Source organism: Pseudomonas sp. OIL-1 (assembly GCF_010669185.1).
In the GTDB taxonomy this organism is placed as follows: Bacteria; Pseudomonadota; Gammaproteobacteria; order Pseudomonadales; family Pseudomonadaceae; genus Halopseudomonas; species Halopseudomonas profundi.
The window spans coordinates 995363-1007860 of sequence record NZ_CP048629.1 but is presented as its reverse complement, the minus strand read 5'-3'; the positions used below and the strand labels follow the sequence as shown (position 1 = coordinate 1007860).

Here is a 12498-nt window from a genome sequence, read left to right as displayed (position 1 = left end):
AAATGAATTCAGCGGAAGACTCGGATCAGAGACTGTTGGTCACATGTCCGCCGTCGACATTGATGATAGTGCCGGTCATGAATGCTCCGGCATCGCTGGCCAGCAGCAAAAGCGGCCCGCTGAGATCTTCCATATCGCCCAGGCGACGCATAGGTACCTTGCGGCGAATATAGTCCTGACCCTGATCGGTATCGAAGTAGTCGGTATTCATCTCGGTGCGAAAGTAACCCGGTGCCAGCGCATTTACCCGGATGTTATTGCGTGCGAGTTCCACCGCCATGGCCTTGGTCAGCTGCACTACCCCAGCCTTGGCCACCGCATAATGACTGAGCGCCGGGCCCACCCGCAAACCCAGGATTGATGCGATATTGATCACGCTGCCGCCCTTGCCTGCCTTGGCCATCGCGACGGTTGCGCGATGCGCCACGCGCCAGGCACCGTCGAGGTTGGTGTCGAGCATGCTGCGCCAGTTGCCTTCGGTGAGATCCAGAAAGGGCACCGGATTGCTGATGCCGGCATTGTTGACCAGGATGTCAGCCACGCCCCAGGCCTGCTCAGCCTGTTTGAAGCCGGCATCGACGCTGTCAGAATCGGTCACATCCATCGCAACGGCCAGCGCCTCCTGACCCTGCGCCTGCAGATCCGCCACCAGGGCTTGCAAACGTTCGACCCGGCGCGCGGCGACAATAACCCGCGCACCGGCGCCAGCCAGTACCCGCGCGAAATGTTCGCCCAGCCCGCTGGAGGCACCCGTAATTAATGCGGTTTTGCCGGTCAGGTCGAAACGGTCTGCGCTCATGTGATGGGGTACTCCTGTAATCTGGTTGTTGGTAACGCCTGCCAGTATCGACCAAACGCAGCAACGTGGCCATGCGTTGCGCAGGGGAGTTTCGCTTTTATCCCAACGGCATATATTCACGCATTGGCGAAAATAATCCTGGCCGGACGGCCGATGAAGGCGTATTCGCCTACAATCTATCTATTCATATAGTTAATAATGCGCGTCATGGCACCTACTGGAACCGGAACCTACATGCAGGAACCCATACCAAGCCTGGATACCGACAAACTGCGCGCTGCGGCCGATCAGGCGCAGCGGCTGTTGAAAGCCATGGCAAACCCGGATCGTCTGGTGTTGCTGTGTCGGATTATCGAGGACGAACTCAGCGTAGGTGAGCTGGAGACGGAGCTGGGCATTCTGCAGCCGACCCTCTCGCAGCAGCTGGGCGTCCTGCGCCGGGAGGGGCTGGTTGAGACCCGGCGGGAGGGCAAGCAGATCTATTATCGTATAGCGAGTCCCCAGGCATTGGCAGTGATCGATACCCTGTATCGGTTGTATTGCTCAGCGGAGGCTGGATGAGCATAGCCCGCATGACGCCTTGCCCGACTCCCCTGCAGCAACGGTTGCTGGTATCTGATGCCCCCCAAGCGAGACGCCTATGTTGACCAATCCCAGGCTGCAGCCACCGGGCGGCGATGGTTATTTGGCGTGGCTGCGCAATTACCGTAAGGCCTGGCTGGGGGGCGACGTTACCGCCGGAATTATCGTCAGCATCATGATTATTCCGCAGAGCATGGCCTATGCGATGCTCGCGGGTTTGCCGGTGGAGATCGGTCTGTACGCCAGCATCCTCCCGCTGATCGCTTATGCCCTGTTTGGCAGCAGCATGAATCTGTCGGTCGGGCCCGTCGCCGTTACCGGCTTGATGACAGCGACGCTGCTGGCACCGGTGGCTACGATAGGCACCGAGCATTACCTGCAGATGGCGATCTGGCTTGCCTTGTTGTCAGGCGTCATGTTGTTTGTGCTCGGCCTGCTGCGCATGGGCTTTCTCGCCAATTTTTTGAGTCATCCGGTGATCAGCGGATTCATCAGCGGCGCCTCCATCTTGATCATCCTCAGCCAGTTGCCGCATCTGTTTGGCCTTGGCGGTATGCCCGCCAGCCCACAGGACCTGCTCGATAACTGGACGCCCATCAATTCGCTGATACTGGGCATGGGTTTGCTGGGGCTGCTGTGGCTGATCTACGCGCGCAGCCGCATGGCCGAGCATCTGCAGCAGCTCGGGATGAGAGCAGATATTTCCCGGTTGGCCTCCCGCCTTGCGCCGATACTGGTGGTGGTGCTGGGAATGGCCGTCACGCTCGGTTTTGACCTGGCGGTTCATGGGGTGCCCGTGGTGGGCGAGTTGCCCGCCGGTCTGCCGAGCCTGCAATGGGTGACGCCGGATTTTGCCAGCCTGCGTTCGCTGTTTCTGCCTGCCGCGCTGATCAGCCTGGTCAGCTTTGTCGAGAGCGTGTCACTGGCCCAATCGCTGGCGCGGCGCAAACGCCAACGTATTGATGCCGACCGCGAGCTACTCGGCCTGGGCGCAGCTAATCTGAGCGCCGGCTTGTCCGGTGGTTTTGCGGTATGTGGCGGTTTTTCGCGGTCGATCGTGAATGTCGAGGGCGGAGCTAACACGCCGCTGGCAGGCGTCATCGCTGCCAGCGTGATCGCGCTGATCCTGTTGACCATCGCGCCGCTCTTCGCAAGTCTGCCGCTGGTTGTGCTGGCGGTCATCATATTGGTCGCCGTGACGCCGCTTATTGATATCGCCGGGCTCCGGCGCGCCTGGTGCTATGACCGCGCAGAGGGGCTGACCCTGCTGAGTACCGCGCTGGGGGTGGTATTCATCGGTATCGAAGGCGGCATCGTGCTGGGCGTGAGCCTGTCGATTGCCTCCCAGTTATGGCGCGGCAGTCGCCCTCACGTAGCGGTCGTTGGTCGAGTGCCGGGCACCCAGTATTTCCGCAGTACCCGCCGCCATCTGGTGGAAATCGAGCCGCATCTGCTGGCGCTGCGGGTCGATGAAAGCATCTTCTTCGCCAACAGCAAGGCCATCGAACAGGGCGTGCTGCAGGCACTGGTCGAGTATCCCGATACCCGCCACATGCTATTGATCATGTCGGCGGTCAATCATATCGACGGTACCGGGCTGGATATGCTCAGCGAGCTTACCGAAGGATTGGCCGAGCGGGATATCACTGTGCACCTGGCGGAGGTTAAAGGGCCGGTGATGGATCAGCTGGCCAAGACCGACTGGGTGAGCGGGCAGGTGGGTGAGGTGTTCCCCAGTACTGACATCGCGTTCAACACGCTGGGTGGGCTGAACCGGCTCAATCGCGCCGCCAACGAAGCGCGTGCCGAAGAAGATTGATCCGTTGGGTCTGCGACACCGGGCCGCGCAGGCCTGCGCTGTCGGAGTTTTGTTTCGTATAGTCGTTATAATCCGTCCCGGTTCGGCCTCATCGGTGGTCGTACCGGTGCGTATGCACAGTAAAACCAGCCCTGAATAAGGAGTAAGGATGAAGATCGCAATCGCCGGCGCACTGTGCGCCGCTCTGCTGGCAGCCAGCGTGACTGCCCAGGCAGAGGTTTCACCGGAAGATCAGATCAAGTTGCGCAAGGCCGGGTACAGCTTCATGGGCTGGAACATGGGCAAGATCAAGGAGCAGGTGATCGACGAAACCGTCTCCTACAACCCGGACCAGGTGCTGGCGGCTGCCAATGCCATTTCCGCCATTTCCAAGTCGGGCATGGGTGCGCTATTTGGTCCGGGTACCGAGACGAATGTGGGCGACCAGGTCACCCGCGTGAAGCCTGAGATGTTCGAAAATACGCCTGACGTCATCACGCTTTCCGGAGACCTGACCCGGGCCGCTGAGAATCTGGTTGCTGCGGCTGATGAAGGCGATCAAAGCAAGGTACGCACCGCCTTTGGTGAAGTGGGGCAGACCTGCAAGGCCTGCCACGACAAGTACCGTCAGAAGTAATCGGGTCCGTTACCAGGCCGGCGTGGCAGGCGCCGGCGCTGGTGCCGGAATCCAGGCGCCTGATGCCGCCCAGACTGCCAGTCCTGCGAGTATCAGCACGACCAGCAGCGCGATCCAGCTGCCACGGCGGGTGTCCGAGACGGGCTCGCTCACATCCTTTTTCCCGTGCAGCATCGCCCCGACCAGCTTTTTACCACGCAGCTGATAAACAGCGATCGCCAGAATGTGCAGCCCAATTACCACGTAGATCAACTCCTCGGTCCAGCGATGCCAGCTGCTCAGGGTGTTGCTGAAACTGGAGGACACCAGACTGCGCAGGGGACCGGTGAAGGCGATATCGTCGGTCGCCACCAGACCCGACAGCGCCTGAAAGCCGAACAGGCCCAGCATGGCGAGCACCGATAAACCGCCAACAGGGGTGTGCCCTGCGCTCTGCTGGTGCCCTCGGAAATGCGCAAGCAGAGCACGTGGTGTGGGGAAAAAATCACTGAAGCGGGCATGCGTCGAGCCAACCAGCCCCCAGAGCACCCGAAACACCAGCAAACCCAGTACAGCCAGGCCGAATCGCTCGTGCCAGACCATCCAGGTGCCGCCCAGGTAGATGGTGGCCAACGAGCCGGTAACGGCCACGACCAACAACCAGTGAAACAAACGCAACGGAAGATCCCACACTCGAACCTGCATACCACGGACACTCCTGAAATCGACGATGCGAAAGGCTAACCGCGGGAACCTGGGTCGGCAAGCGAAGCGCCCGTCACGTGGCCCCAGGTTTGCTGCCAGTCACCGTTATGTTTGCTGAATTGTGCCCGCTTTGCCCTATAATCGCGGCACGTTCAACGCCAAAAGAAGATGGACCTCATGTCGTGTTTCAACCGCTGGGTTCGCGCCCTGTCAGTATCCCTGGTTGCCGCCCTGGCGACCGCCTGCTCGGACCAGACCACCGAGCCTGAGCAAGCTCCTCGTCCGGTCAAGATCTTCACTGTGGGCGATCCTGCAAGTAATCAGATTCGGGAATTTCCGGCCCGGCTGAAATCACCCGAGGAAGCCGAGCTGTCCTTTCGTATCGGAGGACAATTACACAACCTGGCTGTACGTGAAGGTCAGCGGATTGCCCAGGGCGAGCTGGTGGCCGAGCTGGACGACACCGATTACCGCTTGCGGCTCAATGACGCTCAGTCTTCCTACGATCTGTCCCGCTCGCAGCTGGAGAGGATGAAGCAGCTGGTTGACCGCAAGATGGTCTCGCAGGCGGAAGTCGACGAGCGCCAGGCGCAGTTCAATCAAGCCGAGGCGGCACTTGAACTGTCCCGCCAGCAACTGGCCTACACCCGCTTGCTGGCTCCCTTCGATGGCCTGGTGGCGCGCACCCATGTCGAACGTTATCAGGTGGTGCAGGCCAATCAGCCGATCGCCACCTTGTATGCCGGCGGCAGTATGGATGTGGTGTTCCAGGTGCCGGAAAATTTGCTGTCCTCGTTACGCCGGGATATGAACGTCACCAATTATCACCCTCGTGTGCGTATGGAGAACCTGCCGGATCTCGACCTCGATGCCCGCTACAAGGAGCATGCCAGTCAGCCGGATCCTAAAACCCTGACCTATCAGGTCACCCTGAGCGTACAACCGCCCGAAGGTCTGATCCTGCTGCCGGGCATGAGCGCCAAGGTGATTATCGACTTCGCCAAGCTGCGTCACAGCGGTGAACTGTCGGTAACCGTCCCGGTCGAGGCTGTGTTCAGTCCGGATACGGGAACGGCCGATCAGCGCCGGGTCTGGGTGGTCACCGATAGCGAGGACGGACTGAAGGTCAGCGCTCGCGACGTGAAGGTGGGTGAACTGACCCGCAATGGCATCGAGATCCTGGAAGGGCTGCAACCTGGCGAGCAGATCGTCGCCGTCGGCAGTTCAGAGCTGTCGGAGGGTCGCAGCGTGCGGGCCTGGGAACGCGAGCGGGGACTGTAAATGGACGTTGCCGGTTATTTTATCAACCGCCGGGTCAGCAGCTGGCTGATCGCGTTGATTCTCGGTATTGGCGGCTTGATCGCCTTTCTCGGGCTGGGCCGTCTCGAGGATCCCGCCTTCACCCTGAAAATGGCCATGGTGGTGACGCCCTATCCCGGTGCCTCCCCGCAGCAGGTGGAAGAGGAAGTTACCTACCCGCTGGAAAATGCCATCCAGCAGCTGCCCTACATCGAAGAAATTACCTCCATCAGCAGCGCCGGGCTGTCGCAGATCACCATCGAAATCCAGAGCCAGTACGGCGCGGAGGAGCTGGCACAGATCTGGGACGAGATGCGCCGGCACGTCAACGATGCGCGACCCAATTTGCCGCCCGGGGTAGGTGATCCACAGATCAACGATGACTTCGGCGATGTGTTTGGCACCTTCATGATGCTCAGCGGTGAAGGCTACAGTTTCACCGAGTTACGCGATTTCGCGGATTACCTGCGCCGCGAGCTGGTACTGGTGCCCGGCGTGGCCAAGGTATCGGTAGCCGGCGCGCCGCAGGAGGAGATCCATCTGGAGATTTCCCGCGCCCGTCTCGCCAGTCTAGGCATCGCGCCGCAGCGACTGCAGCAGGTACTCAGCAATCAGAACGTGGTCTCGGACGCAGGCCACATGCTGGTCGGCAGCGAATCGATTCGCTTGCATCCCACGGGTGAATTCCAGAGCGTCAGCGAGCTGGAACAACTGATCATCAGCGAGCCCGGCAGTGGCCAACGGATCTATCTGGGCGATATCGCCGATGTGCGTCGTGGCTTCACCGAGCGGCCGGGCAATCTCTATCGCTCCGCTGGCGAGCCGGCGCTGGGACTGGGCGTATCCTTCGCCGCCCACGTCAATGTTGTGGATGTGGGCGAGGCGGTAGCGCAGCGCCTGGCGGAGCTGGATCAGGATCGTCCGGCGGGGATGCGCATGGCGGTTTTCTACAACCAGGCGGATGAAGTGCAGAGCTCGGTGCGTGGCTTTGTGCTCAATTTCCTCGCCTCGGTGGCCATCGTTATCTGTGTTCTGCTGGTGTTCATGGGGCTGCGCAGCGGATTGCTGATCGGTATGGTGCTGGCGCTGACGGTGCTGGGCACTTTTATCTTCATGAAGATACTGGGCATCGAACTGCAGCGCATCTCCCTCGGCGCGCTGGTGATTGCGCTGGGGATGCTGGTGGACAATGCCATCGTCGTGGTGGAAGGCATATTGGTGGGACGCCAACGCGGTGAGAGTACCTTGCAGGCTGCGCGCAATATCGTCAGCCAGACAATGATGCCGCTGCTGGGCGCCACGGTCATTGCGATCATTGCCTTCGCACCAATCGGCCTGTCCGACCACGCGACCGGCGAATACACCATCTCGCTGTTCCAGGTGCTGCTGATTTCGCTGTTTCTCAGCTGGGTCACCGCGATCACCCTCACCCCGTTTTTTGCCAGCCTGCTGTTCAAGGATGCTGCGCCTGGTGCGGACCAGCCTGAAGCGACGGATCCCTACCGCGGCATCATTTTTACTGCGTACCGCGCCATGCTCGGCCTGGCACTGCGTCAGCGCACAGTCACTCTGGTGGTATTGGCGGTCTTGATGGTCGGTTCGATCATCGGCTTCAGTCAGGTACGCCAGAGCTTCTTTCCTCCGTCCAACACGCCGATGTTCTTCGTCGACCTGTGGTTTCCGAAGGGCAGCGATATTCGTCATACCGAGGAGATCGTTGCGCAGATCGATCGTTATGTCCTGCAGCAGGAAGGTGTGCAACAGGTCAGCACCACCATCGGCCAGGGAGCGCTGCGTTTTATCCTGACCTACTTCCCCCAGCGCAGGCACGCCAACTACGCGCAGCTATTGGTGCGCACCGAGAATCGTGATCAGATCCAGCCGCTGATCAGGCAGCTCGACAGCTATCTGCATGATGAGCATCCCGGCGTGCAGGCCAAGATCAAGCAGTTGATGCTGGGGCCGGGAACGGACAGCAAGATCGAGGCGCGCTTTACCGGGCCCGACCCGATCGTGCTGCGTCAGCTGGGCGCCGAGGCGACCACTATCATGCGTGAGGATCCGGTTTCCGATGCGGTGATGCATGACTGGCGCGAGCGGACCAAGCTGGTCCGTCCGCAGTTCGTCGAGTCCCAGGCGCGTGAACTGGGCGTCGACAAGCGCGACATGGACAGCATGCTGAAAATGAATTTCAGTGGCTTGAATGTTGGTCTGTATCGGGACGGCACGCGGATGCTGCCCATCGTTGCCCGCACGCCGGCCGACGAGCGTCTGGATGCCTCCGGACTGGATGACTTGTTGGTATGGAGCAACGGACGCGCAACCTATGTACCGATCGAACAGGTGGTCAGCGGCTTTGTTACCGAGTGGGAAGACCCGCTTATCATGCGTCGCGATCGCAAGCGGACCCTTACCGTACAGGCCGATCCGGCAATCACCAGCGGCGAGACGGCCGCCCAGCTGTTCGAGCGGCTGAAACCCAGGATTGAAGCGATCGAGTTGCCAAGAGGCTACAACCTGGAATGGGGTGGTGAGTTTGAGAGTTCGACAAAAGCCAAGCGCGCCGTATTCGGTTCCTTGCCGCTGGGTTACCTGGTGATGTTCCTGATCACCATCCTGCTGTTCGACTCGTTCAAGCGCGCCATTGTGATCTGGTTGACCGTGCCCTTGGCAATCATCGGTGTCACCGTCGGCTTTTTGCTGACCGGTATCCCCTTCGGCTTCATGGCCCTGCTGGGCTTTCTCAGCCTGAGCGGCATGCTGGTGAAGAACGGCATCGTGCTGGTGGATGAAATCCGCCTGCAACTGGACAGCGGACGGGACCCTTACGATGCGCTGGTCGCCTCCGCCATCAGCCGGGTCCGCCCGGTGTCCATGGCCGCCCTGACCACCATCCTCGGCATGGCCCCGCTGCTCACGGACGGCTTTTTCCAGAGTATGGCGGTGGTAATCATGTTCGGCCTGGGCTTTGCCACGGTACTGACCCTGGTCGTACTGCCGGTGTTGTATAGCCTGTTTTACCGGATCGCGCCGGTCGCGCGCTGATTCGCCGGGACAGGAGCCGGTCAGCCGGCTCCTGTCTGCCCTGCTCCTTTCATCGATCCGTCACTATTCCTCCATTCTGGCACCTCGCGGATGTCGTCAATGCAGTGCAGGCTCGGTTCGGCCACTTGCATCACTTGTTATAAAAGCTCACCGACCGGTTGCTCACATCTGAGCCCCTCCCTCTTCCGCTGCACCAAAGCCGGGCGGTATGACAGCTTGCGGTCCGCGCCTGCTCTCCTCCAGCGACTTTTCCGTTTCTTTTGTAAAACAGTCAGATAGCTACCGCGTGCAGGAAACTGGCACGCCCGGTGCAACGGTAATGACAGGCGTTATGACCTGTTAATACAAGTTGACCAACCGGCAAGGTGAAGACAATGACGAACCGAAAAGGCCTGATTGCTCTCGCACTAAGCAGTACGTTTCTGTTCGGTGAAATAGCGACGGCAAAGACTCTGGAGATCGGCATTGGCCACCAGAGCATGGTGACTAATACCGTTTCCGGTGGCGTGATTCTGGAGAAGCTCAACCTCATCGAAAAGCACTTGCCCACTACGGGGCAGTACGAAGATACGCAGTTCAAGATCGTTTTCCGGGATTACGACTCCGGCCCACCAATTACCAACCAGATGCTGGCGGCCAAGCTCGACTTCGGCGTCATGGGTGATTACCCGCTCATCGTCAACGGCGCCAAATTCCAGGAAACCGGCAAGCAGCAGACCCGCTTCATTGCGGTGACCGGTTACAACCTCAAGGGCACCGGCAACGGCATTGTCGTTCCCTACGACTCCCCGGCCCAGTCGCTGGCCGACCTTGCTGGAAAGACTCTGTCCGTACCGGTGGGCAGCGCTGCCTGGGGCATGACGCTGAAGGCGCTGCGCGATGCTGACCTGTTCGACAAGGTACAGATCGCCAATCAGTCACCGCCGGTAGGCGCAGCCAATATCGCCGCAGGCCGCATAGATGCCCACGCCGATTTCTGTCCCTGGTCGGAGATCATGGAATTTCGCGGTACTGCCCGCAAGATTTTCGATGGTAGCGAGGCCGGCGTGCCGACCTTCCACGGCACCGTTGTACGCGAGGCTTTTGCCAAGGAGCATCCCGAAATCGTTGAGGCCGTGCTGATGGCAACGCTGGAGGCCCAGCACTGGATTCAGTCCGACCCGGTCCTGGCGGCTACCAAGGTGTCCGAGTGGACCGGCGTCGAGAAGGAGGTGCTCTACCTCTACTTCAGCCAGGGTGGGATTTCCACCATGGAAGCCAGCATCAAGCCCCAGTGGATCGAGGCGCTGAAGTACGACCACGCGCTGCTGCAAAAAGAAATGCAGATCCCCGATCTGGATTTCAATGCCTGGATCGATGACAGCTATCTCAAACGTGCCTATGCCCGCGCCGGCCTGGATTACCCGGCTCTGGTGCAGAAGGTTGTTAGCCCGCAGCCGGGCAACCAGGGGCTGCCCGCCGCAGAGATGTGGGTCGAGGGCAAGGGCATCCAGAGATTCCCCGCCATTGCCGACATGCTCGCCGCCGCCAAGACAGCGCAGGCCGCCGGGGAAGAGGTCAGCGCCACTTATATATATGACAACACCACCGGGCTGAAGCTGTTCGGCAAGGCGGCCTACCTGGTACGCGACGATGCCGGCTCAGTGGTGGCCTTCATGAAGAAATCCGACTCCGAAACCCATATCGCCACCCACGGCGGGACTGCGCTGCTCAAAGGCAACACCGTAGCCATGCTGCCCTGACGTTGAAGGAGTAGAGACATGAATATGAAAGCGAACGCAGCCATGGCCACACCGGTGTCACACCCGGCGGACCTGGCCCCGGACTCCCACGCTGAAGCCACGGTTGAAGCCCATGCGCCGGATCAGACGCAGGAGCAGGCCGACGATGTGGCACAGGCGGCCCACGCACGGATCGCAGCACGTCATGCCTTGATGGAGAAGAGCAAGCGTTACCTGGTACGCACCGCGGCATTGATCATGGCAGTAGTGTTCTGGCATCTGGCGACGACCCATGACGTCAACCTGTTCGTCAACTTCGAGCATGTGCCAGAGCCCCTGCAGGTAGGTGAAGCCTTTATGGGCGAGCTGGCAGGTAGCGAGTTCTACCTGCATATCGCGCACAGCCTGGAGCGTATCGCCATTGCATACGGTCTGGCAGTCGTACTGGGCGTGACGCTGGGGGTGTTGATGGGGCGGTCGAAGTGGGCCGAAGACATCATCCTGCCCTATATCGAACTGCTGCGGCCCATCCCGGCGGTGGCCTGGATTCCGCTGGCGATCCTGATGCTCCCCACCGAGCAGTCGAGCATCGTGTTTATCACCTTCCTCGGCGCACTGTTCCCGGTGGTGCTCAACACCGTGCACGGCGTGGAGCAGACCAGCGGTGTGCTGGTGCGGGCGGCGCGCTGCCTGGGTGCCAGCAACCGCTCGATTCTCTGGCACGTGATCATCCCTGGCGCCATGCCGAGCATCGTCACCGGGCTGGCGGTGGCCATGGGCGTGGCCTGGTTCTCGCTGCTGGCCGGCGAGATCATCAGCGGCCAGTACGGCATCGGTTACTTCACCTGGACGTCTTACACGCTGATCCAGTATCCGCAGATCATCATCGGCATGCTCACCATCGGGCTGCTCGGTACGCTCAGCACGCTGCTGGTACGCAAGGCCTGCAGCCCGCTGCTGCGCTGGCAGCCCACAGGAGGTCGCGTATGAACGCAGTGTCCCCCGATAGCCGTCTCGCCGTGCTGGATCACAGCCGGCTCAAGGCGAAATCAACCCGGAACGTGGACGGCCGCGGCAACATCAAGGTCAGTGGCGTAGACATCGAGTTCGGCCACCAGGGCGCCCGCACCGTAGCGGTGAAGCAGGCGAACCTGGAGATCAACTCAGGCGAGTTCGTCTGTTTGCTGGGGCCTTCGGGCTGCGGCAAGTCAACCCTGCTCAACGCCATCGCCGGCTTCGTCAATCCCACCCGCGGCGAGCTGACCGTGGATGGCAAGGCGGTCACTGAACCAGGCCCGGACCGCGGCATGGTATTCCAGCAGCACTCGCTGTTTCCCTGGAAGAGCGTGCAGGACAACGTCGCCTTCGGGCCGCTGATGGCTGGTGCCAGCCGCGCGGAGGCCAGTAGTGTGGCGCGCACCTTTCTTTCGCTGGTGGGTCTCGCGGCTTTCGCCGATGCCTACCCAGCCAATTTGTCCGGTGGCATGCAGCAGCGCGTGGGCATCGCCCGGGCGTTGGCCAACTATCCCAGCGTATTGCTGATGGACGAACCCTTCGGCGCACTGGATGCGCAGACGCGGATCATGATGCAGGAGAATCTGCTGGAGATCTGGCGCGAGTTCCGCAACACCGTGGTGTTCGTCACCCACGACATCGATGAGGCAGTGTTTCTCTCTGATCGCATCGTGGTGATGAGTGCCAGCCCCGGGCGGATCATTGCCGACATCAAGGTCTCGCTGCCGCGTCCGCGCGAACAGGCATTGCTCACCAGCCCCGAGTTCATGGTGCTCAAGCGCCAGTGCCTGGAGCTGATCCGCGAGCAGACCCTGAATGCCTTTCAGCAGCAAAACAAGGCGGGCTGATCATGCCTATTTGTGCTCAATCAGCCATGTTCGCGTTTTTCCTCGACATGACATGTCATGACAAGCGGGAG

The 12498-nt window shown here is 60.7% G+C and carries 10 protein-coding genes; 8 read left to right on the top strand and 2 right to left on the bottom strand.

Annotation, left to right across the window (positions count from 1 at the left end):
* Positions 1-25: 25 nt before the first annotated feature.
* Positions 26-799: an SDR family NAD(P)-dependent oxidoreductase gene (locus tag G3M63_RS04630; protein WP_163982004.1), complete on the bottom strand. Its 774-nt coding sequence runs from the start codon at positions 797-799 to the stop codon at positions 26-28.
* A 234-nt stretch (positions 800-1033) separates the two neighbouring features.
* On the opposite strand from G3M63_RS04630, the gene G3M63_RS04625 reads away from it, so the two are divergent.
* The 3 genes from G3M63_RS04625 (at position 1034) to G3M63_RS04615 (ending at position 3816) form a co-directional block, all read left to right on the top strand.
* Positions 1034-1360: a helix-turn-helix transcriptional regulator gene (locus tag G3M63_RS04625; protein ID WP_150299950.1), complete on the top strand. Its 327-nt coding sequence runs from the start codon at positions 1034-1036 to the stop codon at positions 1358-1360.
* 79 nt (positions 1361-1439) lie between these two features.
* Positions 1440-3200: a SulP family inorganic anion transporter gene (locus G3M63_RS04620; protein WP_163982003.1), complete on the top strand. Its 1761-nt coding sequence runs from the start codon at positions 1440-1442 to the stop codon at positions 3198-3200.
* 148 nt (positions 3201-3348) lie between these two features.
* Positions 3349-3816 carry a cytochrome c gene (locus tag G3M63_RS04615; RefSeq protein ID WP_163982002.1) on the top strand — a complete coding sequence of 156 codons (468 nt, stop codon included), beginning with the start codon at positions 3349-3351 and terminating at the stop codon, positions 3814-3816.
* 9 nt (positions 3817-3825) lie between these two features.
* Here G3M63_RS04615 and G3M63_RS04610 read toward each other — a convergent pair whose 3' ends face one another.
* Positions 3826-4500: a cytochrome b/b6 domain-containing protein gene (locus G3M63_RS04610; RefSeq protein ID WP_163982001.1), complete on the bottom strand. Its 675-nt coding sequence runs from the start codon at positions 4498-4500 to the stop codon at positions 3826-3828.
* 177 nt (positions 4501-4677) lie between these two features.
* On the opposite strand from G3M63_RS04610, the gene G3M63_RS04605 reads away from it, so the two are divergent.
* The 5 genes from G3M63_RS04605 (at position 4678) to G3M63_RS04585 (ending at position 12427) form a co-directional block, all read left to right on the top strand.
* Positions 4678-5781 (top strand): efflux RND transporter periplasmic adaptor subunit, encoded by a 1104-nt coding sequence (locus tag G3M63_RS04605; protein WP_163982000.1) that lies wholly within the window; start codon positions 4678-4680, stop codon positions 5779-5781.
* Complete coding sequence (locus G3M63_RS04600; protein WP_163981999.1) at positions 5782-8844, top strand: efflux RND transporter permease subunit; 3063 nt, start codon at positions 5782-5784, stop codon at positions 8842-8844.
* Positions 8845-9218: 374 nt separating this feature from the next.
* Positions 9219-10586, top strand: coding sequence for an ABC transporter substrate-binding protein (locus G3M63_RS04595; RefSeq protein WP_163981998.1), 1368 nt, complete (start codon positions 9219-9221; stop codon positions 10584-10586).
* A 192-nt stretch (positions 10587-10778) separates the two neighbouring features.
* Complete coding sequence (locus G3M63_RS04590) at positions 10779-11555, top strand: ABC transporter permease (RefSeq protein ID WP_178101032.1); 777 nt, start codon at positions 10779-10781, stop codon at positions 11553-11555.
* On the top strand, positions 11552-12427 hold the full coding sequence (locus G3M63_RS04585) for an ABC transporter ATP-binding protein (RefSeq protein WP_163981997.1): 876 nt from the start codon (positions 11552-11554) through the stop codon (positions 12425-12427). Before G3M63_RS04590 ends, G3M63_RS04585 begins: the two co-directional genes overlap by 4 nt.
* The last annotated feature ends 71 nt before the right edge of the window (positions 12428-12498 follow it).

Excerpts from the sequence above, each read along its gene's own strand:
- G3M63_RS04630 (WP_163982004.1), bottom strand. The coding sequence starts at position 799 with ATGAGCGCAGACCGTTTCGACCTGACCGGCAAAACCGCATTAATTACG.
- G3M63_RS04625 (WP_150299950.1), top strand. The coding sequence starts at position 1,034 with ATGCAGGAACCCATACCAAGCCTGGATACCGACAAACTGCGCGCTGCG.
- G3M63_RS04620 (WP_163982003.1), top strand. The coding sequence starts at position 1,440 with ATGTTGACCAATCCCAGGCTGCAGCCACCGGGCGGCGATGGTTATTTG.
- G3M63_RS04615 (WP_163982002.1), top strand. The coding sequence starts at position 3,349 with ATGAAGATCGCAATCGCCGGCGCACTGTGCGCCGCTCTGCTGGCAGCC.
- G3M63_RS04610 (WP_163982001.1), bottom strand. The coding sequence starts at position 4,500 with ATGCAGGTTCGAGTGTGGGATCTTCCGTTGCGTTTGTTTCACTGGTTG.
- G3M63_RS04605 (WP_163982000.1), top strand. The coding sequence starts at position 4,678 with ATGTCGTGTTTCAACCGCTGGGTTCGCGCCCTGTCAGTATCCCTGGTT.
- G3M63_RS04600 (WP_163981999.1), top strand. The coding sequence starts at position 5,782 with ATGGACGTTGCCGGTTATTTTATCAACCGCCGGGTCAGCAGCTGGCTG.
- G3M63_RS04595 (WP_163981998.1), top strand. The coding sequence starts at position 9,219 with ATGACGAACCGAAAAGGCCTGATTGCTCTCGCACTAAGCAGTACGTTT.
- G3M63_RS04590 (WP_178101032.1), top strand. The coding sequence starts at position 10,779 with ATGGAGAAGAGCAAGCGTTACCTGGTACGCACCGCGGCATTGATCATG.
- G3M63_RS04585 (WP_163981997.1), top strand. The coding sequence starts at position 11,552 with ATGAACGCAGTGTCCCCCGATAGCCGTCTCGCCGTGCTGGATCACAGC.